We start from the raw sequence: 25,523 nt of genomic DNA, 5'->3' as shown, positions 1-25,523 counted from the left end.
TATGCTTTTTTAGACCATTATTGTAAACTATTCAGCAATGCGTTGATATTTGATGTGAATAATTTTACGGCGATAGCCATTAATATGATTCCAAAGAATTTACGCATCACATATACGCCACCAATGCCTACGACTTTTTGTATTAGCTTTAAATTTTTCAGAACAAAAAATACGATAATCATATTTGCGAATAGGGCTATGAGAATATTCAATACCGAAAATTCGGCACGCATTGATAGTAAGGCGGTAAACGTTCCCGGACCTGCAATTAACGGAAATACAATTGGTACAAATGTCGAAGCCCCATTGGGAGCATCGTTCCTGAATACCTCAATTCCAAATATCATTTCTATCGAAATAATAAAAATAACCAATGCTCCTGCTACAGCAAAAGAAGAGACATCCACATTGAATAAATTCAACAATCCTTCGCCGACGAAAAGGAATGCAGCCATAATGATAAATGCATATAATGCTGTTTGAAATGGATTTACATCCTTTTTGTCTTTTGTGAAACCGAGAAATATAGGCACAGACCCTAATACATCTATCAGTGCGAATAATACAACGAATGTGCTTAATATTTGCTTGAAACTAATCGCTAAGTCCATAATCAATAGATGCTTTAATGGGTTTATTGTGCAAATTTAATGTTTTTTCGATTATAAACTTTATATATAATACTAAATCATTACTTTACTGAAGTCCGATTATGAATGTTTTTGTCTTTAATGAAAAGCATAAAGCAAAAACTTTTGTAAGTTTGTATAAATATATCGACCATTATGGCTAACTACGGATTTGTACGAGTGGCGGCAGCAACACCAAGTGTGAAAGTCGCAGACTGTGATTATAATACAGAAGAAATAATAAAATTGATCGCTGAGGCTGAAAAGCAGCAGGTGTCGGTTATCGTTTTTCCGGAGCTAAGTATTACAGCTTATACTTGTGCCGATCTTTTCCATCAACGTTTGTTGTTGGATGGTGTAGCCCGGTCTATTGTAAAAATAAATCAATCGCTCGAAAATAAAACCGTTACAGCTATTGTCGGGATGCCTTTGTTTATAAATGGTAGCCTGTATAATGTAGCGGCAGTGTTGTCTGGTGGTAAAATTCAAGGTTTTGTACCCAAAACGTATTTGCCCAATTATAGTGAGTTCTACGAAAAACGTTGGTTTGCTTCATCAAGCGAGCTATCTGTAAAAACAGTCAGCTATTTAGGGCAGGAAATCCCTGTCGGGATCGATTTGATATTTGAGACCCCAACTCTCAAATTCGGTATCGAAATATGCGAAGATTTATGGACTCCTGTTCCTCCTTCCAGCCTGTTGGCATTGAATGGTGCAGAGGTAATATTTAATCTTTCGGCAAGTAACGAAACGGTAGGGAAGAACGTCTATCGTAAATCTCTTATCAGTCAACAGTCGGCTCGTTGTATTGCGGGTTATGTATATGCCGCTGCGGGAAGTGGCGAATCTACGACCGATATTGTTTTTTCGGGAAGTAGCTTGATTGCCGAAAACGGTTCGTTTTTGGCGGAGTCGAAACGTTTCGAACTATCAAGCCAGCTTGTGACGGCTGATATTGATATAGAACGTTTGCAGAAAGACCGTATTTCCAATTCTTCATTCACAACAAACGAACAAGGTCTTTCATCCAAAGAATATCGTACCATTGAACTTGCGACAGAAATTCATCAATTAAATAAATTGGATCGTTATGTTTCACCGACTCCTTTTGTCCCGGTGAATGATGAAACATTAGACGAGCGTTGCGGTGAGATATTCTCTATTCAGGTAGGGGGATTGGCAAAGCGTTTGCTTCATACTAATTGTAAGACTGCCGTAATCGGTGTTTCGGGAGGTCTTGATTCTACATTGGCATTACTTGTTTTGGTGAGAGCTTTTGATAAACTGGATATTCTCCGCAAAAATATATATGGTATTACCATGCCTGGTTTTGGTACTACCGATCGCACCTATACCAATGCTATCGAGTTGATGAAGTCATTGGGGGTAACTACTAAAGAGATATCTATCAATAAATCTGTCCTTCAGCATTTCGAAGATATAGATCATGATATTAATCTACATGATGTGACTTACGAAAATTCGCAAGCACGTGAACGCACGCAGATATTAATGGACTATGCTAATAAAGTAAACGGTCTTGTGATTGGTACAGGTGACTTGTCGGAGTTGGCGTTAGGCTGGTGTACATATAATGGAGATCATATGTCTATGTATGCTGTGAATACAGGCGTACCTAAAACCCTTGTTCGTACTCTTGTTAAATGGGTATCTGATACCCAAATGGATTCTCAGTCTAAGGCAATTCTGAATGATGTTATCGATACTCCTGTAAGTCCCGAATTATTACCTGCGGGTGCAGATGGTGAGATTGCACAGATAACGGAGCATGTGGTAGGTCCGTATATTCTCCACGACTTTTTTCTTTATTATGTACTTCGGTTTGGTTTTAGTCCTGCCAAAATATACTTCTTGGCACAGCATGCTTTTGATGGTGAATACTCAAAGAGTGAAATGTTAAAATGGCTAAATGTGTTTTTCCATCGATTCTTTTCTCAACAATTTAAGCGCTCTTGCTTACCTGATGGACCCAAAGTGGGTTCGGTGAATCTTTCTCCGCGAGGAGATTGGCGTATGCCTAGCGATGCATCGTCTGCTTTGTGGATGAAAGAGTTAGATACTTTGTCTTAATCTTTACTTTGTTTCGCTTCGAAAACAGGACGCAATGCAATAGTTGCTCAAACAACAAATGAATGATTATCAATATGATAGATCATAAAATTTAAGTTAGTTTCTTTTGTAACTAACTATTTAGTCCTATCTTTGCCACCGATTTTTAACCAAGTTTAAATATAATGAATAAGAAAAGATTGGCGGTAGGTATCATCGCAATGTGTTCTGTCCCTTTTATGTTTGCCGGAGGCATATTGACAAATACAAACCAAAGTGCTCGTTTTGCGAGACTAATGGCATTGGAGGCTTCTACAAATGTAGACGCCGCCTATTATAATCCTGCCGGATTAGTAAAATTGCAAGATGGTTTTCATTTTTCATTCTCTAATCAGAGTGTATATCAAACCAGAGTAATTAATTCTACTTACGCTCCTTTTGCTCAGTCGGGAGGAGATCCAACTAAAACATATAAAGGAACAGCTTCGGCTCCTATTGTACCAAGTCTTCAGGCTGCATACAAAAAAGGTAAATGGGTTCTTTCGGGAAGTCTGGCTGTTGTGGGTGGTGGTGGAAAAGCTACCTTTAGCAACGGTCTACCAATGTTTGAAGCAGGCGCATCCGCTTTGCCCGGTATTTTCAGTCAAGTAGCAGCAGGCCTGAATAATAAACTAGGTACATCGGGAACCATAAGCTCCAACCGTTACTCAGTCGATCAATATATGTCAGGCTCATCATTCATCTATGGAGCACAAATGGGTGGAACATATCAGATAAATGAAATCTTCTCAGCTTATGCAGGCTTCCGTCTTAATATTGTAAACAATCACTACGAAGGATACCTAAGAAGTCTGAGAGCAAACATTAAAGCCGAAGGCTTCCCTCCCGGACTCATGGACTATGATGGCAGTTCGATGGTTAGCCCAGCTGCTATTCTGGGAATGGCAATGCAAGGTCAGACAGATCAAAGCACAATCAACTCATTGAATCTTCTACAACAAGCATCGCTTGATGGTGCGTACCTTGACTCAAAACAGTCGGGATGGGGTGTTGCACCTATTATTGGATTCAATATTAACTATCAGAAACTCAATGTCGGAATGAAATATGAATTCAAGACAAGCCTTAATGTAGAAAATAAAACCAAAGTAGACGATACCGGTCTTGATGGAACCGGTATGTTCGCTCATGGAGTCAATACGGCTCACGATATTCCCGCTTTGTTTACGATCGGTGCTTCTTATGCAATATTACCTCAATTGACAGCCAATGTTGGTTACCATCACTTTTTCGATAAGAGTGCAAGAATGGAAGGTGACAAACAAAAACTTCTTGAAGGAGGTACTAACGAATATCTAGGTGGACTAGAATATCAGATAGATAAAATGTTCTTAGTGAGTGCCGGAGGGCAAATTACTCGCTACGGAGTGACAGATGAATATCAAAGAGATCTTAGCTTCTCTCTTAATTCTTACTCGTTAGGGTTTGGTGGTGCTGTGAATGTGTCGGAAAAGGTTCAAATTAATATTGGCTACTTCTGGACAACATATTCAGACTGGACTAAAAAGACAGGTAATGATAATCCTGCTTTGATACGAACCGATGTCTATTCTCGCACTAATAAAGTATTTGCCGCAGGTGTAGACTTTTCGTTCTAAGATTAAGAAAAACTCATATAAAACAGGTCGGATTTGATTTCAAATCCGACCTGTTTCTGTTTGGAGAATATTTCAATAAATTAAATTTGAACGAATCGGCAACATGATCAAATTTGATTTAAGAGATTATAATTAATCTTGAGCGGTATACTATTCCCTTGTCTGTAAGCGCTTAATTGCTCAAAAAATATTATAAAAACTTGTGTATTTAGTTGATTATGTATACATTTGCAACCCAATAATGATTAGGACGGGACTCGTTTCGATGATAATGATTTGATTATCACTGAGATAGTTTCGGATTCTTTGTATTATTGGTAGATAAAAATGTATAACAAAAAATTGAATTTAAAGTTCTAAAGATTAAAACAAGATGCCTACAATTCAACAATTAGTAAGAAAAGGACGTACTGTTTTGGTTGAGAAGAGTAAATCTCGTGCCCTCGATTCATGTCCTCAACGTAGAGGTGTGTGTATTCGTGTGTATACGACTACTCCTAAAAAACCAAACTCAGCAATGCGTAAAGTAGCACGTGTGCGTTTAACAAACTCAAAAGAGGTAAATGCTTATATTCCTGGAGAAGGACATAACTTGCAAGAGCACTCGATTGTACTTGTTAGAGGTGGTCGTGTAAAAGACCTTCCAGGGGTTCGTTATCACATTGTTCGTGGAACATTGGATACAGCCGGAGTGGGTGGTCGTACGCAACGCCGCTCTAAATACGGAGCAAAACGTCCTAAACCGGGAGCAGCTGCGGCAGCGAAAGGCGCACCAGCTAAAGGTAAAAAGAAATAATTACCGCCTCCTTTAACCGAGATTTTTAATTAAGTATTAAAACGGTTTAAGTTTATTGGATAGGCAATATACAGGTTGAGTAAATAGTTCAGCGGAACTATTGAAGACATCTAAAATCATTGGCAACCAAAAACAAAAACAAAATTTTTAAGTAAAAAATGAGAAAAGCAAAACCAAAGAAAAGACAGATCCTCCCGGATCCGATTTTCGGTGATGTAAAGGTTACAAAGTTTGTTAACCACCTGATGTATGATGGTAAAAAATCTACATCGTTCAGTATCTTCTATTCGGCACTGGAAACTGTGAAAGCTAAATTGCCTAATGAAGAAAAGTCTGCTTTGGAAATTTGGAAAGCAGCATTAGATAACGTAACTCCACAAGTAGAAGTGAAGTCTCGCCGTGTAGGTGGTGCAACATTTCAAGTTCCTACAGAAATACGTCCTGATCGCAAAGAATCTATTTGTATGAAAAATCTTATCCTATATGCTCGCAAGAGAGGTGGAAAGACAATGGCTGACAAATTAGCAGCCGAAATTACAGATGCATTCAATGGTCAAGGTGGTGCATATAAAAGAAAAGAGGACATGCATAAGATGGCAGAAGCCAACCGTGCATTTGCTCACTTCAGATTTTAATATATAAGCAAGGAGTATAAAATACAATGGCAAAAGTTTTAGATAGTTTAAGAAATACAAGAAATATCGGTATCATGGCCCACATTGATGCTGGTAAAACTACAACTTCCGAACGTATCCTGTTTTATACTGGGTTAACTCATAAAATTGGAGAAACTCATGACGGTACAGCCACTATGGACTGGATGGCGCAAGAGCAAGAGCGTGGTATCACGATCACTTCTGCTGCTACTACAACTCAGTGGAAATACAATAACGAGTTATATAAAATTAACTTGATTGACACTCCGGGACACGTTGACTTTACTGTAGAAGTAGAGCGTTCACTACGCGTACTTGATGGTGCCATTGCAACATTTTGTGCTGTAGGTGGTGTTGAACCACAATCAGAAACAGTTTGGCGTCAAGCTGATAAATATAGCGTTCCACGTATTTGTTATGTTAACAAAATGGACCGTTCAGGAGCTAACTTTTTTGAGGTAGTTCGTCAAGTGAAAGAAGTATTAGGTGCAAACCCTTGTCCTATTCAAATTCCTATCGGAGCCGAAGAAAGCTTCAAAGGTATTGTGGATTTGGTAACAATGAAAGCGCTATACTGGCACGATGAAACAATGGGTGCTGACTATGACGTTGCTGAAATTCCGGCTGACGTTTTAGAAGAAGCTCAAGAGTGGAGAGAAAAAATGCTTGAAAAAGCAGCAGAATGCGATGAGGCACTAATGGAAAAGTTCTTTGATGATCCATCTACTATTACAGAAGATGAAATCATGACAGCTCTTCGTATTGGTACTCTTGCTATGCAAATCAATCCGATGCTTCTAGGTTCTTCTTTCAAAAACAAAGGAGTACAACCACTATTGGATGCGGTATCTAAATATTTACCAAGTCCACTAGATACATTGGCTATCGAAGGTATCGACCCTAGAACGGATGCTCAGATTGTACGTCATCCAAGCCCGGATGAGCCTATGTGTGCTTTAGCATTTAAAATTGCTACTGACCCATTCGTAGGTCGTCTGTGTTTCTTCCGTGTTTACTCGGGAGAATTACCTGCTGGATCGTATGTTTACAATCCTCGTTCTGAGAAAAAAGAACGTATTTCTCGTTTGTTCCAAATGCACTCAAACAAACAAAATCCAAAAGATGTGATTGGTTGTGGTGATATTGGAGCGGGAGTAGGATTTAAAGATATCCGTACAGGTGATACATTATGTGACGAAAATAATCCGATCATACTTGAGTCTATGGACTTCCCAGAGCCGGTTATCGGAATCTCAATCGAGCCAATCACTCAAAAAGATATAGATAAACTTTCTACTGGATTAGCTAAGCTATCAGAAGAAGATCCAACATTCCGTGTACATACAGACGAGGATTCTGGTCAAACAATTATCGAAGGTATGGGTGAGCTTCACCTTGAAATTATCATCGACCGTTTGAAACGTGAATTCAAAGTTGAATGTAACCAAGGTCGTCCTCAAGTTTCATATAAGGAAGCGTTGACTCAAATGGTTGAGCTTCGCGAAGTTTATAAGAAACAATCAGGTGGTCGCGGTAAATTTGCGGATATCATTGTTAAAGTTGGTCCGACTGATGCAGATTTCGAAGGTGGTCTTCAATTCGTAGATGAAGTAAAAGGTGGTAACATTCCAAAAGAATTTATCCCTTCAATTCAAAAAGGATTTTTGGCTGCAATGAAAAATGGTGTATTGGCTGGTCATGCTCTAGACAAATTGAAAGTAGTAGTTGTGGACGGTTCATTCCATCCGGTTGACTCTGACCAATTGTCGTTCGAGCTTTGTGCTAAGTTTGCGTTTAAATCGGCTTCTGAAAAAGCAAGTCCGGTATTACTAGAACCTATCATGAAATTAGAAGTTGTAACTCCAGAGGAAAGTATGGGAGATGTGATTTCTGACTTGAACAAACGTCGTGGACAAGTAGAAGGTATGGAATCTAGTCGTTCGGGTGCACGTATCGTGAAAGCGAAAGTGCCTTTGGCTGAGATGTTCGGTTATGTAACATCTTTACGTACGATCACTTCGGGTAGAGCAACATCAGCAATGACGTTCTCTCACTACGAAAACGTATCACCGTCTATCGCACGTCAAGTACTTACAGAATGTAAAGGTCGCGTAGACTTGATCAAATAATAAAAAAAGAGATTACGGGTTACAGTTAGTAAATGACTCTTAACTGTAATCTGTTTCCTCAAGTAATAATTTTTATAACAAACAGATTCAATATGAGTCAAAAAATTAGAATTAAACTAAAATCGTACGACTACAACTTGGTTGATAAATCAGCTGAGAAGATCGTTAAAACAGTAAAAGCGACAGGTGCAGTAGTAAGCGGTCCAATTCCGTTACCAACACACAAACGTATCTTTACTGTAAACCGTTCTACTTTCGTAAACAAGAAATCTCGTGAGCAATTCGAGCTTTGTTCTTACAAAAGACTAATCGATATCTACAGCTCAACAGCTAAAACAGTAGATGCGCTTATGAAACTTGAGTTGCCAAGTGGAGTAGAAGTTGAAATTAAAGTTTGATAGATTTATACTAGTTTAAATAAATAATTTAGAGAAATGCCAGGATTATTAGGAAAAAAAATCGGAATGACATCCGTTTTCAGTGCCGAGGGAAAAAATATTCCATGCACTGTTATCGAAGTGGGTCCTTGTGTTGTTACTCAAGTAAAAACAGCAGCAACTGACGGCTACGAGGCTATACAGTTAGGGTTTGTCGAAAAGAAAGACAAGCACACAACTAAGCCTGAGGCAGGTCACTTTAAGAAAGCTGGAGTAACACCTCAAAGACACTTGGCCGAGTTCAAAGGATTTTCAGATCGCAAGTTAGGCGATGTAGTTACAGTTGATCTTTTCGAAGATGCTATCTATGTAGATGTAATCGGAACGTCAAAAGGTAAGGGATTCCAAGGGGTTGTGAAACGTCATGGTTTTGCCGGAGTAGGACAAGCTACGCTTGGACAACATAACCGTTTACGTGCTCCAGGTTCTATCGGTGCTTGTTCTTACCCTGCTAAAGTATTCAAGGGAACGAAAATGGGTGGACAAATGGGTAATACCCGTACAACAGTTCAAAACCTTGAAGTAATTAAAGTAATTCCAGAACATAATCTTTTGTTGATCAAAGGATCTGTTCCAGGAAGTAGAGGTTCAATCGTATTAATTGAAAAGTAATGGAACTAAGTGTATTAGATAGAAACGGGAAAGACACCGGTAAAAAAGTAGCTTTAAATGAAGCTATTTATGGAATTGAGCCTAACGAGCATGTTCTTTGGTTGGATGTGAAACAATATCTTGCGAATCAACGCCAAGGTACTCACAAAACTAAAGAAAGAAGTGAGTTGTCGGGTAGTACACGTAAATTGATCCGTCAAAAAGGTGGAGGTGGAGCCCGTCGTGGTGACATCAAATCTCCCCTACTAGTTGGTGGTGCTCGTGTATTCGGACCTCAACCAAGAGACTACGGCTTCAAATTAAATAAAAAAGTAAAAGTATTGGCTCGTAAGTCAGCACTTTCTGCTAAAGCAAAAGGAAATCAAATCGTATTAGTTGAAGATTTTTCATTCGAAACACCTAAAACAAAAGATTTCATTGCGCTAACTAAAAACTTGCAAGTAGCTGATAAAAAGATACTTTTAGTTTTGCCTGACCAAAATAAAAATGTATATTTGTCGGCTCGCAATTTGCAAAGAGTAAATGTTATAAGTGCTTCTGATTTAAATACTTATGCTATCCTTAACTGTTCAAGTTTAGTAATAGTAGAGTCTTCAGTTGCAATTATTGATAATCTTTTAAAAGCATAAGGAGGTAAATTATGGGAATTATAATAAAACCAGTACTAACAGAAAAACAAACAGCGATAACAGAAAAATTCTCGAATCGTTATGGTTTTCGTGTTGCTCCAAGTGCAAATAAAGTGGAGATAAAGAAAGCAATAGAAGAGCTTTACGGAGTAACAGTTGAGTCTGTGAACACAATGAACTACTCAGGAAAGCGCAAAAGCCGTTACACTAAAGCTGGTGTAGTAAACGGAAAAACTTCTGCTTTCAAAAAAGCAATAATCACTTTGAAAGAAGGTGAAAGTATAGACTTTTTTAGTAATATCTAAATAGAAAATGGCAGTACGTAAATTAAAGCCCACAACACCGGGGCAGAGACACAAAGTTATTGGTACATTTGAGGAAATCACTGCAAGTGCACCAGAGAAATCTCTAGTAGTCGGCAAAAATACATCTGGTGGTCGTAACAACACAGGTAAGATGACAATGCGTTATCTTGGTGGCGGTCACAAGAGAAAATACAGATTGATCGACTTCAAGAGAACTAAAGATGCTATTCCTGCAACAGTAAAATCAATCGAATACGACCCGAATCGTTCGGCTCGTATCGCTTTGTTATATTATGCAGATGGAGCAAAGGCTTACATGCTAGCCCCAGAAGGCTTAGTCGTAGGTCAAACAGTGATATCGGGAGCTGATGCTGCTCCTGAGGTAGGAAATGCATTGCCATTGGCAAAAATTCCTGTAGGTACAGTTATTCATAATATCGAATTACGTCCTGGTCAAGGAGCTAAAATGGTTCGTTCGGCAGGTGTATTCGCACAGTTGACTTCTCGCGAAGGAAACTATGTGATCATCAAAATGCCTTCAGGCGAAACACGTAAGATCCTATCGAGCTGTAAAGCTACTATTGGTAGCGTAGGTAATTCGGATCATGGACTTGAAAAATCAGGTAAAGCTGGACGCTCTAGATGGCTTGGACGCCGTCCTCGTAACCGAGGAGTAGTGATGAACCCTGTCGATCACCCAATGGGTGGTGGTGAAGGTCGCGCTTCAGGAGGTCACCCAAGATCACGTAACGGATTGTATGCTAAGGGACTTAAAACCAGAGCTCCTAAGAAACATTCTTCTAAGTACATAATCGAAAGAAGAAAGAAATAATAACCTGATTTAATAAAAAGAAATTATGAGTCGTTCATTAAAAAAAGGCCCGTATATTAATGTTAAGCTTGAGAAAAAAGTCTTGGCTATGAATGAGTCAGGGAAAAAGGCTGTGGTTAAAACATGGGCAAGAGCTTCAATGATATCGCCTGACTTTGTAGGTCACACTATTGCTGTTCATAACGGGAATAAATTTATCCCTGTATATGTAACAGAAAATATGGTAGGACATAAACTAGGAGAATTTTCACTTACCCGTACATTCCGTGGACACGGTGGTAAGAAGAAATAACCAAGCAGAGCTTAAAAATTAATAAAAGAAAACAGTATAATAATGGGTGCTAGAAAAAGAATAACAGCTGAAAAAAGAAAGGAAGCTAAACAGTCCGTCTCTTTTGCCAAGTTGAACAATGTGCCAACCTCACCTCGTAAAATGCGCCTTGTGGTAGACATGATTCGTGGTATGGAGGCTTTCAAAGCGCTTGGCGTTTTGAAATTTTCAAACAAAGAGGCCGCTGCTAGAGTTGAAAAATTATTACGTTCAGCTATCGCAAACTGGGAAGCTAAAAACGAACGTAAAGCAGAAGGTGGCGAACTATATGTGTCGTTAATCAACGTAGATGGAGGAACAATGCTTAAGAGAATGCGTCCTGCTCCGCAAGGAAGAGGATATAGAATTCGCAAGCGTTCTAATCATGTTACTCTTCACGTAGATACACTTAAAAATGAAAATCAAAATTAATTAGCAGATGGGACAAAAAGTAAATCCAATAGCAAATCGTTTAGGAATCATCCGTGGATGGGATTCTAATTGGTATGGAGGCAAAAATTACGGAGCTACGCTATTAGAAGATAGCAAAATCCGTAAATATTTGAATGCCCGTCTAGCTAAAGCTAGTGTATCGCGTATCGTAATTGAAAGAACTTTGAAACTTGTAACTATTACAGTTTGTACAGCTCGTCCGGGTATCATTATTGGTAAAGGCGGACAAGAAGTAGACAAACTTAAAGAAGAGTTGAAAAAGATCACAGATAAAGATATTCAAATCAATATTTTTGAGATCAAGAAACCAGAGTTAGATGCAGTTATTGTAGCTAACAATATTGCTCGTCAGGTAGAGGGTAAAATCGCTTACCGTCGTGCAATTAAAATGTCTATTGCCTCAACAATGAGAATGGGTGCTGAAGGTATCAAAGTTCAAATATCAGGACGTTTGAACGGAGCTGAAATGGCTCGTTCAGAAATGTATAAAGAAGGAAGAACTCCACTTCATACATTCCGTGCAGATATTGACTATGCACACGCAGAAGCGCTTACCAAAGTTGGTTTGATAGGAATAAAAGTGTGGATTTGCCGTGGAGAAGTTTACGGTAAGAAAGACCTTGCTCCATCATTTGTAGTGTCGAAAGAAGCAGGAAACTCTGCTAATCGTCGCCCAGATGCAGGAAAGGGAGGTTTCAAGAGAAATAAGAGAAAGTAATTAAAACGTTTTAAGTAAAATGTTACAACCGAAGAAAACAAAATTCAGAAGACAGCAAAAAGGTCGTATGAAAGGCAATGCTCAAAGAGGGCATGAATTGGCATTCGGTTCATTTGGAATCAAGACTCTTGATTGCAAATGGATAACAGGACGCCAGATTGAAGCGGCTCGTATTGCAGTAACTCGTTACATGCAACGTCAAGGGCAAGTTTGGGTAAGAATTTTCCCAGACAAACCGATCACAAAGAAACCAGCCGAAGTCCGCATGGGTAAAGGTAAAGGTTCTCCGGAAGGATTCGTTGCACCAGTAACACCAGGAAGAATACTATTCGAAATCGAAGGTGTTTCTTATGAAGTTGCAAAAGAAGCATTGCGCTTAGCTGCACAAAAGCTTCCCGTAACTACAAAATTTGTAGTACGTAGAGATTATGACTTAACTCAAATTGTTTAAAAGTTATGAAAATTGCAGAAGTAAGAGAATTATCTGACAAAGAATTAGTAGAAAGATTAGATGCTGAAAGAAAAGCATTAGATCAAATGGTGTTAAACCACAGTGTATCTCCATTGGATGCTCCGTCTAAGATTAAAGTAAAACGTCGCGATATCGCACGCTTCTTAACAGAGTTACGTCAAAGAGAATTAAACAAATAATTAAGAGCTGATGGAAACGAGAAATTTAAGAAAAGAAAGAATCGGGGTCGTTTTCAGTAACAAGATGGAGAAAACTATCACAGTTGCTGTAAAATGGAAAGAAAAACACCCTATTTACGGAAAATTCGTTAACAAAACGAAAAAATATCATGCTCACGACGACAAAAACGAGTGCAACATAGGCGACACAGTTCGTATTATGGAAACTCGTCCGACGAGCAAAACAAAGAGATGGAGATTAATTGAAATAATCGAGAGGGCTAAATAATTATGATACAACAAGAATCGAGACTAGTCGTAACTGATAACAGTGGAGCTAGAGAAGCATTATGTATCCGCGTTTTAGGCGGAACAAGAAGACGCTATGCGTCGGTAGGGGATGTGATTGTAGTTGCTATCAAGAATGTGATCCCTTCGAGTGACATCAAGAAAGGTGCTGTAACAAAAGCAATAGTTGTACGCACGAAAAAAGAAGTACGCCGTGCAGACGGGTCTTACATTCGTTTCGACGACAACGCATGTGTATTGTTAAACGCCGGTGGTGATATTAGAGGAAGCCGTATTTTCGGACCTGTTGCCAGAGAACTTCGCGCAACTAACATGAAGATAGTTTCGTTGGCACCAGAGGTACTTTAATTCAAAAAACTAAAAAGCAATGAGTAAATTACATATCAAAAAAGGCGATATAGTTTATGTGAATACAGGTATCGACAAAGGTAAAACTGGACGCGTGCAAAAAGTGTTAATAGACAAAAGCCGCGCAATAGTTGAAGGCCTTAACATGGTATCGAAACATACTAAGCCTAATGCTAAAAGTCCTCAAGGAGGAATAGAGAAAATAGAAGCTCCGATACACATCTCTAACCTAAATGTTGTGGATCCTAAAACAGGAAAACCAACAAGAATAGGTCGTAAGAAAGATGAAGTAACTGGTAAGCTAGTACGTTATTCTAAAAAATCAGGGGAGGAAATTAAATAATGAGCAATACAACGAATCTTAAAACAGAATATAAAGACCGTATTGTTTCTTCGTTGATGAAAGAATTCGGATACAAATCAACAATGCAAGTACCGGTACTTAAAAAGGTTGTTCTCAACCAAGGTCTTGGAATAGCAGTTGCTGATAAGAAAATTATAGAAACTGCAATTAACGAAATGACTACTATTACAGGTCAAAAAGCTGTTGCAACATTCTCTAAGAAAGATATTTCAAACTTCAAATTACGTAAGAAAATGCCTATCGGTGTGATGGTTACATTACGTGGTGACAAAATGTATGAGTTTTTAGAAAGACTTATCCGTGTAGCACTACCTCGTATCCGTGACTTCAAGGGTATCGAAAGTAAGCTTGATGGAAGAGGAAACTATACACTAGGAATCGAAGAGCAAATCATGTTCCCGGAAATTAATATTGATAATATTAGTAAAATTTTGGGAATGAATATTACCTTTGTAACTTCTGCTCAAACAGATGAAGAAGGTTATGCACTTTTGAAAGAGTTTGGGTTACCATTTAAGAACGCAAAAAAAGAATTGATATAAGATGGCAAAAGAATCAATGAAAGCTCGTGAAGTGAAAAGAGCAAAATTAGTTGCAAAATATGCAGCTAAAAGAACGCAACTTAAAGCCGATGGCGATTACGAAGCGTTACAAGCTCTGCCAAAAAATGCTTCACCAGTTCGTTTGCACAATCGCTGTAGCATAACCGGTCGTCCAAAAGGGTATTTACGCCAGTTTGGAATTTCTCGTATCCAATTTAGAGAAATGGCATCGAAAGGTTTGATACCAGGTGTGAAAAAAGCAAGTTGGTAAGAAATTATTTTTTAGTATAGAATTAAATATTGTTCCGGTAGTCGGAATTAATTTAAATCAATTTAATTATGACAGATCCAATAGCAGATTATTTGACGCGCTTGAGAAACGCTATTCAAGCTAAACACAGAGTGGTAGAAATGCCAGCGTCAAATTTGAAAAAAGAGATTACTAAAATTCTCTTAGAAAAAGGCTACATACTTAACTATAAGTTTGTAGACGAAGGACCTCAAGGTTCAATTAAAATTGCCTTGAAGTACGATCCTGTAAACAAAGTGAATGCAATTAAGAAATTAATTCGTATTTCAACACCAGGTCTTCGTAAATATGTAGGGTATAAAGAAATGCCTCGTGTCCTTAACGGACTAGGTATAGCTGTATTATCTACCTCTAAAGGAGTGATGACAGACAAAGAAGCTCGTAACTTGAAAGTTGGCGGCGAAGTATTATGTTATGTTTATTAATTAATAGAGAAGAAGATAATAAGTTATGTCAAGAATAGGAAAATTACCCATAAATATCCCTGCCGGAGTAACAGTTACTGTGGGCAGTGATAACGTAGTTACTGTAAAAGGACCCAAAGGAGAACTATCGCAAGAAGTAAATCCTGATATCAAAGTCTCTGTAGATGGTGCAGTACTAACTGTAACACGTCCAACTGACGGAAAAGAACACCGTTCTCTGCATGGTCTGTACAGATCATTATTGAGCAACATGGTTGTTGGAGTTTCTGAAGGTTATCGCAAAGAACTAGAACTAGTAGGGGTTGGTTATCGTGCTTCTAACAATGGTCAAATCATTGAGCTATCTTTAGGTTATACACACAATATCTTTTTGATGTTGCCTAAAGAAGTGATTGTAGAGACTAAATCGGAGAGAAACAAGAACCCTCTAATCATTCTAGAATCTTGTGATAAACAACTGATCGGTCAAGTTTGTGCTAAAATTCGCTCATTCCGTAAACCTGAGCCGTACAAGGGAAAAGGTATACGTTTCGTAGGCGAAGTAATACGTCGCAAATCTGGTAAAACCGCAGGTAAATAATTCATAAACTGTAATAATCATGGTAACAAAGACAGATAGAAGAAAAAAGATAAAATTGCGTGTACGCGGTAAGATCGAAGGTACTACCGAGCGTCCACGTCTGACAGTGTTCAGAAGCAATAAGCAAATTTATGCACAAGTTATCGACGATTTGACAGGTAAAACTTTGGCAGCCGCTTCATCTCTTAAATTAACAGATAAAGCGCCTAAAAAAGAAATAGCTGCAAAAGTTGGAGAGCTAATTGCTAAAACTGCTCAAGAGGCTGGAGTAACAACTGTGGTGTTTGACCGTAACGGTTATTTATTCCACGGTAGAATTAAAGAATTGGCAGATGCTGCCCGTAAAGGTGGACTTAAATTTTAATAGAAATGGCAGGAGTTAATAATAAAATAAAATCGACCAACGATATCGAATTAAAAGATAGACTAGTGGCCATAAACCGTGTTACGAAAGTAACAAAAGGGGGTCGTACTTTCAGCTTTGCTGCTATCGTCGTTGTAGGTAATGAGGATGGTATAGTAGGCTGGGGACTAGGAAAAGCTGGTGAAGTAACAACAGCCATTGCTAAAGGAGTTGAAGCTGCTAAGAAAAATCTTATCAAAGTTCCTTTGCTTAGAGGTACAATCCCTCACGAGCAAATCGCTCGTTTCAGTGGATCAGAAGTATTCATCAAACCAGCTGCTCCCGGTACAGGGGTTAAAGCAGGGGGTGCGATGCGTGCCGTACTAGAGAGTGTTGGTGTAACAGACGTATTGGCGAAATCGAAAGGTTCGTCTAATCCACATAACTTGGTGAAAGCTACTATCGAGGCTTTAGACCAATTACGTGATGCATATACTGTTGCTCAAAACAGAGGAGTATCTTTAGAAAAAGTGTTTAAAGGTTAATTTAGGAAGGAGATTCAATTATGGCAAAAATTAAAATTAAGCAAGTAAAAAGCAGAATCAAAAGCCCTATAGATCAAAAAAGAACACTTGATGCTCTTGGTCTAAAGAAGTTGAACCGTGTAGTAGAACACGAAGATACACCTGCTATCAGAGGAATGATCAACAAAGTGAAACATTTAGTTTCAATTGAAGATTAATTAGTTTAAAAGATAAGAAAATATAGAAAATATGAATTTATCAAATTTGAGACCAGCAGAAGGAGCTACTAAAACTAGAAAAAGAATCGGTCGTGGTACAGGTTCTGGTTTAGGTGGTACTTCTACAAAAGGTCATAAAGGGCAAAAATCTAGATCAGGTTATTCTCGCAAGGTCGGTTTTGAAGGAGGACAAATGCCTATTCAACGCCGTCTGCCTAAATTCGGTTTCAAAAACATTAACCGCATCGAGTACAGACCGATTAATCTAGACGTGTTGCAACGTTTGGCAGAAGCTAAAAATCTAACAAAGATTGATATTCAAACATTGATCGATGCTGGATTTGTATCTGCAAAACATTTAGTGAAAATTTTAGGAAATGGAGCATTAACAGCTAAAATTGATGTTGAAGCTCATGCATTTTCGAAATCAGCGGAAGCTGCTATCGAAGCTTTAGGTGGAACTATAACAAAACTAAAGTAAGATGGGATTCATTAAAACGATAGAAAATATATGGAAGATTGAGGATCTCAGAAAGAGACTCCTCATTACTTTCTTTTTTGTAGTGATCTATCGATTTGGGTCATTTGTCGTACTTCCCGGAGTTGATCCTGCTGCACTTGCTGCATTAGAATCAAAAGCATCGGGCGGTCTGCTTGGACTACTTAATATGTTTTCCGGTGGAGCGTTCGCTAATGCCTCTATCTTTGCATTAGGTATCATGCCTTATATCTCAGCGTCTATTGTTATACAATTGCTGGGTATGGCTGTGCCGTATTTTCAAAAACTGCAAAGAGAAGGAGAGAGTGGTCGTACTAAAATGAACCAATATACCCGCTATCTTACAGTTGCGATTCTTTTATTCCAAGGACCTGCTTATTTATTAGGAGCTTTAGGTAATGCTGCTCCCGGTGGATTTTGGGACTTTCTAGTACCTTCTACCATTATTTTGGCTGGAGGTAGTATGTTTGTACTATGGTTGGGAGAGCGTATTACTGATAAAGGTGTAGGTAATGGTATTTCATTTATCATCCTAGTAGGTATTATTGCCCGTCTTCCGCATGCATTAATTGGTGAGTTTACATCTCGCTTAACTAATCAGGCTGGAGGTTTGGTAATGTTCTTAGCCGAAATCGTTCTATTACTATTGATCATAGCTGGAGCCATTCTTCTTGTACAGGGTACACGTAGAATACCGGTTCAGTATGCTAAACGAGTAGTTGGTAACAAACAATATGGTGGTGCACGTCAGTATATTCCTTTGAAAGTGAATGCGGCTAACGTGATGCCTATCATCTTTGCTCAGGCAATTATGTTTATTCCAATTACTATCGCAGGATTCTCTGCTAAAGAAAGTGGCTTTTGGGCTGCATTTATGGATCATACCAGTGTTTGGTATAATCTTGTATTTGCACTTCTTATCATTCTCTTTACATGGTTTTATACTGCTATGACAATAAATCCGGTTCAGATGGCTGACGAATTGAAACGTAATAATGGATTCATTCCTGGTATCAAGCCCGGTAAGAAGACAGCAGATTATATTGACCAAGTTATGTCTCGCATCACATTGCCGGGCTCACTATTCTTGGCTTTAGTTGCTATACTTCCTGCCTTCGCAAGTTATTTTGGCGTGAGCCGTGAATTCGCTCAATTCTTTGGTGGAACATCATTGCTGATTCTTGTTGGTGTTGTGTTAGACACACTACAACAAATAGAGAGTCACTTATTGATGAGACACTATGATGGCTTGTTGAAAACAGGTAGAATTAAAGGTCGTTCAGGTTCAATCGCTGCATATTAAGAAGCTATAATGATATTTCTGAAAACAGACGAAGAAATCGAATTGATGCGTGAGAGCAACCGACTGGTGGGTATGACCCTCGGAGAGGTTGCCAAACACGTTCAACCAGGAGTAACAACCCTGCATTTAAATAAAATAGCAGAAGAGTTTATTCGTAGTCATGGTGCTGTCCCATCTTTTTTGGGTTATAATGGTTTTCCATTTTCGCTGTGTATCTCGGTAAATGAAAATGTTGTTCATGGTTTCCCTTCCGAATATGTAATGAAAGAAGGAGATATAATATCCGTTGACTGTGGTACTGAGAAGAATGGTTTTTGTGGCGACTCAGCCTATACTTTTTGTGTAGGAGAAGTAGCCGAGGATGTGAAAGCATTACTAAGAACAACCAAAGAGTCTCTTTATCTGGGGATAGGAAAAGCAGTAGAAGGTAATCGTATTGGAGATATTGGAAATGAGATCCAAACATATTGCGAAAAACATCGCTACTCGGTTGTTCGCGAACTTGTAGGGCACGGCATTGGTCGAAAGATGCATGAATCGCCCGAAGTTCCTAACTATGGAAAACGAGGCACAGGTCCTTTACTTAAAAAGGGAATGTGTATTGCCATAGAGCCAATGATCAACATGGGAAGTAAAAATGTTGTTTTCGAAAGTGATGGCTGGACAGTAAGAACCAAAGATCACAAGCCTTCGGCACATTTTGAGCATACTGTGGCTATCCGCGAAGGAAAAGCTGATATTCTTTCGACATTTGAGTTTATAGAATCTGTTTTAGGAGATAGAGCAATTTAATTTTTTAATATATTTATGGCTAAGCAATCAGCAATAGAACAAGACGGAGTAATCATAGAAGCACTCTCTAATGCAATGTTTCGTGTAGAGTTGGAAAACGGACACGAAATAACCGCACATATTTCGGGAAAAATGCGTATGCATTATATAAAAATACTTCCCGGAGATAGAGTACGTGTAGAGATGTCTCCCTATGATCTGACCAAAGGACGAATTTCATTTAGATACAAATAAAAAACGAAGATATGAAAGTAAGAGCATCATTAAAGAAGCGTACTGCAGACTGCAAGATTGTCAGAAGAAACGGACGCTTATACGTAATAAACAAAAAAAATCCTAAGTTCAAGCAACGTCAAGGATAATTTATTAATTTTGCAAATTAATCTAAAGAATATATGGCAATAAGAATAGTTGGGGTCGATTTACCACAAAATAAGAGAGGCGAGATCGCTTTGACATACATTTTTGGTATCGGACGTAGTTCTGCTAACAAAATTCTTGCTGAAGCAGGGATTGATAGAGATATCAAAGTTAAAGACTGGAACGATGACCAAGCAGGTCAAATCCGTGAAATTATTTCTACAAGATTCAAAGTAGAGGGAGATTTACGTTCTGAAGTGCAATTGAACATCAAGCGATTGATGGATATCGGTTGCTATAGAGGTATCCGTCACCGTATTGGTTTACCATTAAGAGGACAAGGTACTAAAAACAACGCCCGTACACGTAAGGGAAGAAAGAAAACTGTTGCTAACAAGAAAAAAGCTACAAAATAATTAAGTTGATATGGCAAAGAAAACAGTCGCAGCGAAAAAAAGAAATGTTAAGATCGATGCAAACGGAGAAGTTCATGTGCATTCTTCTTTCAATAACATTATTATATCGATTACAAACAGCGAAGGCCAAGTTATAAGTTGGTCGTCAGCTGGAAAGATGGGTTTTAGAAGTTCTAAAAAAAATACCCCTTATGCAGCACAAATGGCAGCACAGGATTGTGCTAAAGTTGCATTTGATCTTGGTTTAAGAAAAGTGAAAGTGTTTGTGAAAGGTCCTGGTAACGGACGTGAATCTGCTATTCGTACAGTTCACGCTACAGGAATAGAAGTAACAGAAATTGTTGACGTTACTCCGCTTCCTCACAATGGATGTCGCCCTCCAAAACACAGAAGAGTTTAATCAAATTTAAGAAGTTGAAAACTTCAATTGTGATTTTGATTACAAATGACCCTCTCTGTAATCGCGGCTGCACAATTTTAGCTTTCGTTTAATTATTAATTAAGAAAGAAAATGGCAAGGTATACTGGACCAAAATCAAGAATCGCCCGTAAATTCGGTGAGCCAATATTCGGACCTGATAAAGTTCTATCAAGAAAGAACTATCCTCCGGGACAACATGGTAACGGAAGAAAGAAAAAATCTTCTGAGTACGGAATCCAATTACGTGAAAAGCAAAAAGCTAAATATACTTATGGAGTTCTTGAAAAACAATTCCGTAATTTATTTGAAAAAGCATTGAGCTCACGTGGTATTACCGGTGAGTTATTACTCCAATTCCTAGAATCTAGGTTGGATAACCTCGTTTATCGTTTAGGTTTGGCTCCAACAAGAGCAGCTGCACGTCAGCTTGTTTCTCATCGTCACATTGTGGTAGATGGTAAAGTTGTGAACATCCCTTCATATTCGGTAAAACCGGGACAGCAAATTGGAGTTCGTGAGAAATCTAAATCTCTAGAGGTTGTTAATGATGCATTATCAGGATTCAATCATAGTAAATATCCTTGGATCGAGTGGGATCAAGCATCTATGACAGGTAAATATCTGCATATTCCAGAGAGAGCAGATATTCCAGAAAACATAAAAGAACAGTTGATCGTAGAATTGTATTCTAAATAATAAATTTTCATGGCTATATTGGCATTTCAGAAACCGGATAAAGTATTGATGTTAGAAGCGGATGATTTCTTCGGAAAATTCGAGTTTCGTCCCTTAGAACCAGGCTATGGTATTACTGTTGGTAATGCTCTACGTCGTATTCTGCTTTCGTCTCTTGAAGGTTTTGCAATCACATCTATAAAAATCGATGGTGTTGAGCATGAGTTTGCTACAGTACCGGGAGTTATAGAAGATGTTACAAACATCATTCTAAACTTAAAACAAGTTAGATTTAAGCAAATCGTAGAAGAGATCGAAAATGAGAAAGTAAGTATTACTATCTCAGGTACAGAAGTATTCAAAGCTGGAGATATTGGAAAACATCTATCAGGATTTGAAGTTTTAAACCCTGATCTCGAAATTTGTCGTTTAGATAAGAGTGCAAACTTTCAAATCGAGTTGAATATTAACAAAGGACGTGGATATGTGCCTGCTGACGAGAATCGTAATCTATCCGACGATGTTAATGTTATAGCTGTTGATTCTATTTATACTCCTATTCGTAACGTAAAATATTCTATCGAAAACTATCGTGTAGAGCAAAAAACGGATTACGAGAAACTAGTAGTAGAAATAGCGACCGATGGATCTATTCATCCCAAAGATGCTTTGAAAGAAGCAGCTAAAATTCTTATTCATCACTTTATGTTGTTCTCGGACGAGAAGATCCTTCTTGAACAAAGTGAGGCTGATGGTAACGAAGAGTTTGACGAAGAGATACTTCACATGCGTCAGTTACTTAAAACTAAGTTGGCAGATATGAACCTTTCGGTTCGTGCTCTTAACTGTTTGAAGTCGGCAGAAGTAGAAACTTTAGGAGAACTTGTTCAATTCAATAAGAATGATCTTCTTAAATTCAGAAACTTTGGTAAGAAATCTCTTACTGAGCTTGATGAATTATTAGATAGCCTGAATCTTTCTTTTGGAATGGATATTTCTAAATATAAATTAGACAAAGAGTAATAAGCTATATGAGACATAATAAGAAATTTAATCATTTAGGACGTACTAGCTCGCATAGAAATGCTATGTTATCTAATATGTGCGTATCCTTGATTATGCATAAGCGCATCTTTACAACTGTTGCTAAAGCGAAAGCTTTAAGAAAAGTTGTTGAACCTATTATCAATAAATCAAAAGAAGATACTACTCACTCAAGACGTTTAGTATTTCAAGACCTTCAAAGCAAAGCTGCTGTAACTGAGTTATTCCAAAATGTATCTCAGAAAGTAGCTGATCGTCCGGGAGGATACACACGTATTATCAAAACAGGCGCACGTCTGGGAGATAATGCTTCAATGTGTTTTATTGAGCTAGTTGATTACAACGAAAATATGTTGAAAGAGAAGAAAGCTGCTGCTAAGGGTAAAACTCGTAGATCTTCTGCTAAGAAGAAAGATGAAGTTGTTGCAACAGAAGCAAAGGCATCTACTAAAAAAGCTGAAGTAGCTCCTGAAGCTCCTGTGGTTAGTGAGGAAACTCCTAAAACAGAAGAATAAGAAGTTACGCTATGCGTATAAAAACAAAAAAGTATCCTAATTTTAGGATACTTTTTTGTTTTTGTAAGTTTAGCGATCTTATAATTAAGGCGAGAGCCTTAACGAATGTAGCATTCAGTTCTGTTTAGTAAGGTTGGAAAGTCTTCGCAAGCAATAGTTACATAACGTTTATGATTACTTGTCTAAATAGAAGACGCATTTCAAACCCAAACGCTGCATTTGTATTTGTAATTTTTTCATCTTTTTTCAATTTGTTTTACGTAAATAACGTAAATTGCTGTTTTGTAGTGCATTATCCTTTGTCTATTTTACTGAAAATTTTATTGAAAGGCTCGCCCCTGTTTCATCAACTACGGTTAATCTATGTTCACCTTTCGACGGAATATATTCCTTTTTATGAAAATCTTTTGTTTCACCAATGAATTCGTTATCCAAATGCCAGAATACACGGTTGTGCGGAGAACGATGGGCCAACTCGAATACAATTTGTCCTTCAGATCCATCCAGCTGTTTAGGTAAATTTACAGTTGTATTCGGAAACGGATAAATGAATTCCATTAGCTTCACATTCGAGTCTTTTCTGCACTCGGGCGAATAGGGTGGAAGTGTACGATAGACGGGGTGCTGTTCTTTATAATACCATTCCCACGACGGGGGAAGAATAAACCACGATGTATGCACAATACCCCTACTGCCGGCACAGTCCTCATATACTTGGTATTGCATATTTTCTGACAGATGTACTAATTTGTGATAAGGACATACGGCTGCATCCGATCCCTTTTTAGGTATCCATGTCGTATCTGCCGATGATTCGGGGCAATTAATACTTTTTAAACAACCACTTTCTCTACAGGTCTCAGCTTGTACCAAATCGTCTGTTGGCTGTGCAAACCATCTGCTCTGAGGCAGAGAATTAAATATATCGAACAATACCATTCCGGCAGTGCGTGCTCCGGTTAACCCGGGACGACCTTCGCCATCGGAATTACCTACCCAAACACCCACTACATATTTAGGGTTGACTCCTACTGCCCAACCATCTCTAAATCCAAAGCTGGTGCCGGTTTTCCATGCTATTTTTTGCATAGAGGGGATTGATCGCCAGTCTATCTCTTCGGGTCGGTTGACATTCGTTAAAGCCTCAAGTGTGAGCCATGATGCTCCCGCAGCGAATATAGGTTGTCTGTTGCGGTCTCCTTTTTCATTATTATCGTCCTTTAATATGTATGCAAGAGGCTTGTGCTGGTAATATCTGCCATCGTCGTTAAAATCATTTACCGATTGAGCCATCTGCAAGTACATGCAGCTGATATCCCACAGTTTGCCTTCTGCACCACCGAGAATGAGAGATAAACCGTAATTATCGGCAGATCGGCTTAAAGTAGTCATTCCTGCCTCTTTAAGTAAATTGTAAAATTTAGGAACACTATAGTTGCGGAGCGAAACGACAAATGGGACGTTTAGGGAGCGAGCCAGAGCCTCGGAAGCAGGAGCGGCTCCATCGTATTGCAAGCTGAAATTTTTAGGTGCGAATCCGTTTAGATTGATCGGTACATCGGCTAGCAATTGGTTGGGCAATAGTTGACCTTCCTGTAGCATGGCACAATAAAGAAATGGTTTTAGTATGCTACCTGTACTCCGGGGTGCTTGTATCACATCGACTTGATTGGCTGATATACTTTTCTCGAAATGCACATTTCCGCAATAGGCAATAACTTCATTCTTTTCAATATCAATCACTAGAGCCGCTATGTTATTAACTCCATTCTGAGCAAATTCGGCATTCCAGCGTGTTAAGATAGATTCTGTACGTTCTTGTTGGTATTTGTCTATTGTAGATATAATATGTTTTCCTCCCTCTTCTTTATATAACTTGGTTACTAAATGAGGAGCTGTCTGTGGAAGCGCTAGCGGATGGGGTGGGAGTAACTCTGATGTGGCGAGTTCATAATCTATTTTATCTATGATGCCTTTACTATATAGTTGCTCCAGAAGTTTATTTCTTTTAGTCAACAGTTTATCTCGGTTTTTTCCGAAGTGCATCAATGAAGGTGAATTGGGTAAAACAGCCAGTGTTGCTGCTTCTGCCCACGACAGATATTTTATATCGTGCCCGAAATACCGCCACGAGGCAGCCTCTATGCCTACTACATTTCCGCCCATAGGTGCGTGTGAGGCATATAGGTTGAGTATTTCGTCTTTAGAGCAAGAAAATTCCAGACGTGTGGCCAATATTACTTCAATTAGTTTTTCGCCAAAAGTTCGGCTCTCTTTGCGCGCAAGACGAATCGTTTGCATGGTGATCGTGCTTGCTCCGCTTACAATTCTTCCTTTTGCAACATTCTGTTTCACAGCACGTGCTACTGAAAGTAAATTGACTCCCCAATGGTAGCGAAAGTGCTGATCTTCGAATTCTATAAGGCATGTTTTATATTTATCTGGAATAGAGTCTGACGGGGGAAAACGCCATTGCTGATCGTCGGCAATACGGGCTCCCAATAATTCGTTATCTCTGTCTGAAACGACTGTACTGTATGGAACATCGAATAAGGGAGAGGGTAGGGATAATATATACCAAATAAGCAGAATAAAACAAGAAGGGATCATTATCTGATACCTTCTTTTACTGTTTTTATATTTGGTAAGAAGGTGTTTTATATATGATGTT

General features: G+C 38.6%; 37 protein-coding genes. 35 read left to right on the top strand and 2 right to left on the bottom strand.

Annotated elements, in window-relative coordinates; all coding sequences use genetic code 11:
- Positions 1-17: 17 nt before the first annotated feature.
- Entirely contained in the window at positions 18-611 is a 594-nt protein-coding gene (locus G7Y57_RS04535) for a MarC family protein (RefSeq protein ID WP_165021013.1), read from the bottom strand.
- 174 nt (positions 612-785) lie between these two features.
- Here G7Y57_RS04535 and G7Y57_RS04530 point away from each other — a divergent pair, with 174 nt between their 5' ends.
- The 35 genes from G7Y57_RS04530 (at position 786) to rplQ (ending at position 22,852) form a co-directional block, all read left to right on the top strand.
- Complete coding sequence (locus G7Y57_RS04530) at positions 786-2,720, top strand: NAD(+) synthase (RefSeq protein ID WP_165021012.1); 1,935 nt, start codon at positions 786-788, stop codon at positions 2,718-2,720.
- Positions 2,721-2,884: 164 nt separating this feature from the next.
- A complete protein-coding gene (locus tag G7Y57_RS04525) occupies positions 2,885-4,357 on the top strand; it encodes an aromatic hydrocarbon degradation protein (protein ID WP_165021011.1) in 1,473 nt (490 codons plus the stop codon).
- 373 nt (positions 4,358-4,730) lie between these two features.
- Positions 4,731-5,153 carry a 30S ribosomal protein S12 gene (rpsL, locus tag G7Y57_RS04520; RefSeq protein ID WP_165021010.1) on the top strand — a complete coding sequence of 141 codons (423 nt, stop codon included), beginning with the start codon at positions 4,731-4,733 and terminating at the stop codon, positions 5,151-5,153.
- Positions 5,154-5,311: 158 nt separating this feature from the next.
- Positions 5,312-5,788 carry a 30S ribosomal protein S7 gene (rpsG, locus tag G7Y57_RS04515; protein ID WP_165021009.1) on the top strand — a complete coding sequence of 159 codons (477 nt, stop codon included), beginning with the start codon at positions 5,312-5,314 and terminating at the stop codon, positions 5,786-5,788.
- A gap of 26 nt (positions 5,789-5,814) precedes the next feature.
- A complete protein-coding gene (gene fusA, locus G7Y57_RS04510) occupies positions 5,815-7,938 on the top strand; it encodes an elongation factor G (protein WP_165021008.1) in 2,124 nt (707 codons plus the stop codon).
- Positions 7,939-8,030: 92 nt separating this feature from the next.
- The gene (rpsJ, locus tag G7Y57_RS04505; RefSeq protein WP_165021007.1) at positions 8,031-8,336 is read left to right on the top strand and encodes a 30S ribosomal protein S10; all 306 of its coding nucleotides are present in this window, start codon (positions 8,031-8,033) and stop codon (positions 8,334-8,336) included.
- 36 nt (positions 8,337-8,372) lie between these two features.
- Positions 8,373-8,987 (top strand): 50S ribosomal protein L3, encoded by a 615-nt coding sequence (rplC, locus tag G7Y57_RS04500; RefSeq protein WP_165021006.1) that lies wholly within the window; start codon positions 8,373-8,375, stop codon positions 8,985-8,987.
- Positions 8,987-9,616, top strand: a complete 630-nt coding sequence (rplD, locus tag G7Y57_RS04495) for a 50S ribosomal protein L4 (RefSeq protein ID WP_165021005.1) — start codon at positions 8,987-8,989, stop codon at positions 9,614-9,616. Before rplC ends, rplD begins: the two co-directional genes overlap by 1 nt.
- 11 nt (positions 9,617-9,627) lie before the next feature.
- Positions 9,628-9,921, top strand: coding sequence for a 50S ribosomal protein L23 (gene rplW / locus G7Y57_RS04490; RefSeq protein ID WP_165021004.1), 294 nt, complete (start codon positions 9,628-9,630; stop codon positions 9,919-9,921).
- Between the two features lie 7 nt (positions 9,922-9,928).
- Positions 9,929-10,753, top strand: coding sequence for a 50S ribosomal protein L2 (gene rplB / locus G7Y57_RS04485; protein WP_165021003.1), 825 nt, complete (start codon positions 9,929-9,931; stop codon positions 10,751-10,753).
- Positions 10,754-10,778: 25 nt separating this feature from the next.
- Positions 10,779-11,045: a 30S ribosomal protein S19 gene (gene rpsS / locus G7Y57_RS04480; RefSeq protein ID WP_165021002.1), complete on the top strand. Its 267-nt coding sequence runs from the start codon at positions 10,779-10,781 to the stop codon at positions 11,043-11,045.
- A 42-nt stretch (positions 11,046-11,087) separates the two neighbouring features.
- A complete protein-coding gene (gene rplV / locus G7Y57_RS04475) occupies positions 11,088-11,495 on the top strand; it encodes a 50S ribosomal protein L22 (RefSeq protein WP_165021001.1) in 408 nt (135 codons plus the stop codon).
- Between the two features lie 7 nt (positions 11,496-11,502).
- Entirely contained in the window at positions 11,503-12,234 is a 732-nt protein-coding gene (gene rpsC, locus G7Y57_RS04470) for a 30S ribosomal protein S3 (protein ID WP_165021000.1), read from the top strand.
- A gap of 19 nt (positions 12,235-12,253) precedes the next feature.
- Positions 12,254-12,685: a 50S ribosomal protein L16 gene (gene rplP / locus G7Y57_RS04465; RefSeq protein WP_165020999.1), complete on the top strand. Its 432-nt coding sequence runs from the start codon at positions 12,254-12,256 to the stop codon at positions 12,683-12,685.
- Positions 12,686-12,690: 5 nt separating this feature from the next.
- Positions 12,691-12,885 carry a 50S ribosomal protein L29 gene (rpmC, locus tag G7Y57_RS04460; RefSeq protein WP_165020998.1) on the top strand — a complete coding sequence of 65 codons (195 nt, stop codon included), beginning with the start codon at positions 12,691-12,693 and terminating at the stop codon, positions 12,883-12,885.
- Positions 12,886-12,895: 10 nt separating this feature from the next.
- On the top strand, positions 12,896-13,153 hold the full coding sequence (gene rpsQ / locus G7Y57_RS04455; protein WP_165020997.1) for a 30S ribosomal protein S17: 258 nt from the start codon (positions 12,896-12,898) through the stop codon (positions 13,151-13,153).
- A 2-nt stretch (positions 13,154-13,155) separates the two neighbouring features.
- Positions 13,156-13,521, top strand: coding sequence for a 50S ribosomal protein L14 (gene rplN, locus G7Y57_RS04450; RefSeq protein ID WP_165020996.1), 366 nt, complete (start codon positions 13,156-13,158; stop codon positions 13,519-13,521).
- A 19-nt stretch (positions 13,522-13,540) separates the two neighbouring features.
- A complete protein-coding gene (gene rplX, locus G7Y57_RS04445; protein WP_165020995.1) occupies positions 13,541-13,864 on the top strand; it encodes a 50S ribosomal protein L24 in 324 nt (107 codons plus the stop codon).
- Positions 13,864-14,427 (top strand): 50S ribosomal protein L5, encoded by a 564-nt coding sequence (gene rplE / locus G7Y57_RS04440; RefSeq protein WP_165020994.1) that lies wholly within the window; start codon positions 13,864-13,866, stop codon positions 14,425-14,427. Before rplX ends, rplE begins: the two co-directional genes overlap by 1 nt.
- A gap of 1 nt (position 14,428) precedes the next feature.
- The gene (gene rpsN / locus G7Y57_RS04435; RefSeq protein WP_165020993.1) at positions 14,429-14,698 is read left to right on the top strand and encodes a 30S ribosomal protein S14; all 270 of its coding nucleotides are present in this window, start codon (positions 14,429-14,431) and stop codon (positions 14,696-14,698) included.
- Positions 14,699-14,766: 68 nt separating this feature from the next.
- Positions 14,767-15,162, top strand: a complete 396-nt coding sequence (gene rpsH / locus G7Y57_RS04430) for a 30S ribosomal protein S8 (RefSeq protein WP_165020992.1) — start codon at positions 14,767-14,769, stop codon at positions 15,160-15,162.
- Between the two features lie 25 nt (positions 15,163-15,187).
- The gene (gene rplF / locus G7Y57_RS04425; protein WP_165020991.1) at positions 15,188-15,742 is read left to right on the top strand and encodes a 50S ribosomal protein L6; all 555 of its coding nucleotides are present in this window, start codon (positions 15,188-15,190) and stop codon (positions 15,740-15,742) included.
- Between the two features lie 19 nt (positions 15,743-15,761).
- Positions 15,762-16,106, top strand: coding sequence for a 50S ribosomal protein L18 (gene rplR, locus G7Y57_RS04420; RefSeq protein WP_165020990.1), 345 nt, complete (start codon positions 15,762-15,764; stop codon positions 16,104-16,106).
- A 5-nt stretch (positions 16,107-16,111) separates the two neighbouring features.
- A complete protein-coding gene (gene rpsE / locus G7Y57_RS04415) occupies positions 16,112-16,630 on the top strand; it encodes a 30S ribosomal protein S5 (RefSeq protein ID WP_165020989.1) in 519 nt (172 codons plus the stop codon).
- Between the two features lie 20 nt (positions 16,631-16,650).
- Positions 16,651-16,827 carry a 50S ribosomal protein L30 gene (rpmD, locus tag G7Y57_RS04410; RefSeq protein WP_165020988.1) on the top strand — a complete coding sequence of 59 codons (177 nt, stop codon included), beginning with the start codon at positions 16,651-16,653 and terminating at the stop codon, positions 16,825-16,827.
- Between the two features lie 31 nt (positions 16,828-16,858).
- Complete coding sequence (rplO, locus tag G7Y57_RS04405) at positions 16,859-17,308, top strand: 50S ribosomal protein L15 (protein WP_165020987.1); 450 nt, start codon at positions 16,859-16,861, stop codon at positions 17,306-17,308.
- A 1-nt stretch (position 17,309) separates the two neighbouring features.
- Positions 17,310-18,629: a preprotein translocase subunit SecY gene (gene secY, locus G7Y57_RS04400; protein WP_165020986.1), complete on the top strand. Its 1,320-nt coding sequence runs from the start codon at positions 17,310-17,312 to the stop codon at positions 18,627-18,629.
- Between the two features lie 9 nt (positions 18,630-18,638).
- Positions 18,639-19,421, top strand: a complete 783-nt coding sequence (map, locus tag G7Y57_RS04395; RefSeq protein WP_165020985.1) for a type I methionyl aminopeptidase — start codon at positions 18,639-18,641, stop codon at positions 19,419-19,421.
- A gap of 15 nt (positions 19,422-19,436) precedes the next feature.
- On the top strand, positions 19,437-19,655 hold the full coding sequence (gene infA / locus G7Y57_RS04390; RefSeq protein WP_165020984.1) for a translation initiation factor IF-1: 219 nt from the start codon (positions 19,437-19,439) through the stop codon (positions 19,653-19,655).
- A gap of 11 nt (positions 19,656-19,666) precedes the next feature.
- Complete coding sequence (gene ykgO / locus G7Y57_RS04385) at positions 19,667-19,783, top strand: type B 50S ribosomal protein L36 (RefSeq protein ID WP_165020983.1); 117 nt, start codon at positions 19,667-19,669, stop codon at positions 19,781-19,783.
- 33 nt (positions 19,784-19,816) lie between these two features.
- Positions 19,817-20,197, top strand: a complete 381-nt coding sequence (gene rpsM, locus G7Y57_RS04380; RefSeq protein ID WP_165020982.1) for a 30S ribosomal protein S13 — start codon at positions 19,817-19,819, stop codon at positions 20,195-20,197.
- Between the two features lie 10 nt (positions 20,198-20,207).
- Positions 20,208-20,597 carry a 30S ribosomal protein S11 gene (gene rpsK / locus G7Y57_RS04375; protein ID WP_165020981.1) on the top strand — a complete coding sequence of 130 codons (390 nt, stop codon included), beginning with the start codon at positions 20,208-20,210 and terminating at the stop codon, positions 20,595-20,597.
- Between the two features lie 111 nt (positions 20,598-20,708).
- Complete coding sequence (gene rpsD, locus G7Y57_RS04370; RefSeq protein ID WP_165020980.1) at positions 20,709-21,314, top strand: 30S ribosomal protein S4; 606 nt, start codon at positions 20,709-20,711, stop codon at positions 21,312-21,314.
- A 9-nt stretch (positions 21,315-21,323) separates the two neighbouring features.
- Positions 21,324-22,316, top strand: coding sequence for a DNA-directed RNA polymerase subunit alpha (locus G7Y57_RS04365; protein WP_165020979.1), 993 nt, complete (start codon positions 21,324-21,326; stop codon positions 22,314-22,316).
- An 8-nt stretch (positions 22,317-22,324) separates the two neighbouring features.
- Complete coding sequence (gene rplQ / locus G7Y57_RS04360; protein WP_165020978.1) at positions 22,325-22,852, top strand: 50S ribosomal protein L17; 528 nt, start codon at positions 22,325-22,327, stop codon at positions 22,850-22,852.
- A gap of 303 nt (positions 22,853-23,155) precedes the next feature.
- On the opposite strand, the gene pbpC is transcribed toward rplQ, so the two are convergent.
- Positions 23,156-25,462 (bottom strand): penicillin-binding protein 1C, encoded by a 2,307-nt coding sequence (pbpC, locus tag G7Y57_RS04355; protein WP_410492638.1) that lies wholly within the window; start codon positions 25,460-25,462, stop codon positions 23,156-23,158.
- Between the last annotated feature and the right edge of the window lie 61 nt (positions 25,463-25,523).

This window comes from Dysgonomonas sp. ZJ279 (assembly GCF_011039205.1).
GTDB lineage: Bacteria > Bacteroidota > Bacteroidia > Bacteroidales > Dysgonomonadaceae > Dysgonomonas.
This window is presented reverse-complemented; position numbering and strand designations above follow the sequence as displayed.

Excerpts from the sequence above, each read along its gene's own strand:
- rpsH (WP_165020992.1), top strand. The coding sequence starts at position 14,767 with ATGACAGATCCAATAGCAGATTATTTGACGCGCTTGAGAAACGCTATT.
- rplC (WP_165021006.1), top strand. The coding sequence starts at position 8,373 with ATGCCAGGATTATTAGGAAAAAAAATCGGAATGACATCCGTTTTCAGT.
- rpsK (WP_165020981.1), top strand. The coding sequence starts at position 20,208 with ATGGCAAAGAAAACAGTCGCAGCGAAAAAAAGAAATGTTAAGATCGAT.
- G7Y57_RS04535 (WP_165021013.1), bottom strand. The coding sequence starts at position 611 with ATGGACTTAGCGATTAGTTTCAAGCAAATATTAAGCACATTCGTTGTA.
- rplX (WP_165020995.1), top strand. The coding sequence starts at position 13,541 with ATGAGTAAATTACATATCAAAAAAGGCGATATAGTTTATGTGAATACA.
- rplE (WP_165020994.1), top strand. The coding sequence starts at position 13,864 with ATGAGCAATACAACGAATCTTAAAACAGAATATAAAGACCGTATTGTT.
- rpsN (WP_165020993.1), top strand. The coding sequence starts at position 14,429 with ATGGCAAAAGAATCAATGAAAGCTCGTGAAGTGAAAAGAGCAAAATTA.
- rpsM (WP_165020982.1), top strand. The coding sequence starts at position 19,817 with ATGGCAATAAGAATAGTTGGGGTCGATTTACCACAAAATAAGAGAGGC.
- secY (WP_165020986.1), top strand. The coding sequence starts at position 17,310 with ATGGGATTCATTAAAACGATAGAAAATATATGGAAGATTGAGGATCTC.
- rpmD (WP_165020988.1), top strand. The coding sequence starts at position 16,651 with ATGGCAAAAATTAAAATTAAGCAAGTAAAAAGCAGAATCAAAAGCCCT.
- G7Y57_RS04530 (WP_165021012.1), top strand. The coding sequence starts at position 786 with ATGGCTAACTACGGATTTGTACGAGTGGCGGCAGCAACACCAAGTGTG.
- infA (WP_165020984.1), top strand. The coding sequence starts at position 19,437 with ATGGCTAAGCAATCAGCAATAGAACAAGACGGAGTAATCATAGAAGCA.
- rplV (WP_165021001.1), top strand. The coding sequence starts at position 11,088 with ATGGGTGCTAGAAAAAGAATAACAGCTGAAAAAAGAAAGGAAGCTAAA.
- rpsG (WP_165021009.1), top strand. The coding sequence starts at position 5,312 with ATGAGAAAAGCAAAACCAAAGAAAAGACAGATCCTCCCGGATCCGATT.
- rplP (WP_165020999.1), top strand. The coding sequence starts at position 12,254 with ATGTTACAACCGAAGAAAACAAAATTCAGAAGACAGCAAAAAGGTCGT.
- pbpC (WP_410492638.1), bottom strand. The coding sequence starts at position 25,462 with ATGATCCCTTCTTGTTTTATTCTGCTTATTTGGTATATATTATCCCTA.
- rpmC (WP_165020998.1), top strand. The coding sequence starts at position 12,691 with ATGAAAATTGCAGAAGTAAGAGAATTATCTGACAAAGAATTAGTAGAA.
- G7Y57_RS04365 (WP_165020979.1), top strand. The coding sequence starts at position 21,324 with ATGGCTATATTGGCATTTCAGAAACCGGATAAAGTATTGATGTTAGAA.
- rplF (WP_165020991.1), top strand. The coding sequence starts at position 15,188 with ATGTCAAGAATAGGAAAATTACCCATAAATATCCCTGCCGGAGTAACA.
- rplD (WP_165021005.1), top strand. The coding sequence starts at position 8,987 with ATGGAACTAAGTGTATTAGATAGAAACGGGAAAGACACCGGTAAAAAA.
- rplO (WP_165020987.1), top strand. The coding sequence starts at position 16,859 with ATGAATTTATCAAATTTGAGACCAGCAGAAGGAGCTACTAAAACTAGA.
- rpsE (WP_165020989.1), top strand. The coding sequence starts at position 16,112 with ATGGCAGGAGTTAATAATAAAATAAAATCGACCAACGATATCGAATTA.
- rpsC (WP_165021000.1), top strand. The coding sequence starts at position 11,503 with ATGGGACAAAAAGTAAATCCAATAGCAAATCGTTTAGGAATCATCCGT.
- fusA (WP_165021008.1), top strand. The coding sequence starts at position 5,815 with ATGGCAAAAGTTTTAGATAGTTTAAGAAATACAAGAAATATCGGTATC.
- ykgO (WP_165020983.1), top strand. The coding sequence starts at position 19,667 with ATGAAAGTAAGAGCATCATTAAAGAAGCGTACTGCAGACTGCAAGATT.
- rpsL (WP_165021010.1), top strand. The coding sequence starts at position 4,731 with ATGCCTACAATTCAACAATTAGTAAGAAAAGGACGTACTGTTTTGGTT.
- rplW (WP_165021004.1), top strand. The coding sequence starts at position 9,628 with ATGGGAATTATAATAAAACCAGTACTAACAGAAAAACAAACAGCGATA.
- rplB (WP_165021003.1), top strand. The coding sequence starts at position 9,929 with ATGGCAGTACGTAAATTAAAGCCCACAACACCGGGGCAGAGACACAAA.
- rplQ (WP_165020978.1), top strand. The coding sequence starts at position 22,325 with ATGAGACATAATAAGAAATTTAATCATTTAGGACGTACTAGCTCGCAT.
- G7Y57_RS04525 (WP_165021011.1), top strand. The coding sequence starts at position 2,885 with ATGAATAAGAAAAGATTGGCGGTAGGTATCATCGCAATGTGTTCTGTC.
- rpsJ (WP_165021007.1), top strand. The coding sequence starts at position 8,031 with ATGAGTCAAAAAATTAGAATTAAACTAAAATCGTACGACTACAACTTG.
- rpsS (WP_165021002.1), top strand. The coding sequence starts at position 10,779 with ATGAGTCGTTCATTAAAAAAAGGCCCGTATATTAATGTTAAGCTTGAG.
- rpsQ (WP_165020997.1), top strand. The coding sequence starts at position 12,896 with ATGGAAACGAGAAATTTAAGAAAAGAAAGAATCGGGGTCGTTTTCAGT.
- rpsD (WP_165020980.1), top strand. The coding sequence starts at position 20,709 with ATGGCAAGGTATACTGGACCAAAATCAAGAATCGCCCGTAAATTCGGT.
- rplN (WP_165020996.1), top strand. The coding sequence starts at position 13,156 with ATGATACAACAAGAATCGAGACTAGTCGTAACTGATAACAGTGGAGCT.
- rplR (WP_165020990.1), top strand. The coding sequence starts at position 15,762 with ATGGTAACAAAGACAGATAGAAGAAAAAAGATAAAATTGCGTGTACGC.
- map (WP_165020985.1), top strand. The coding sequence starts at position 18,639 with ATGATATTTCTGAAAACAGACGAAGAAATCGAATTGATGCGTGAGAGC.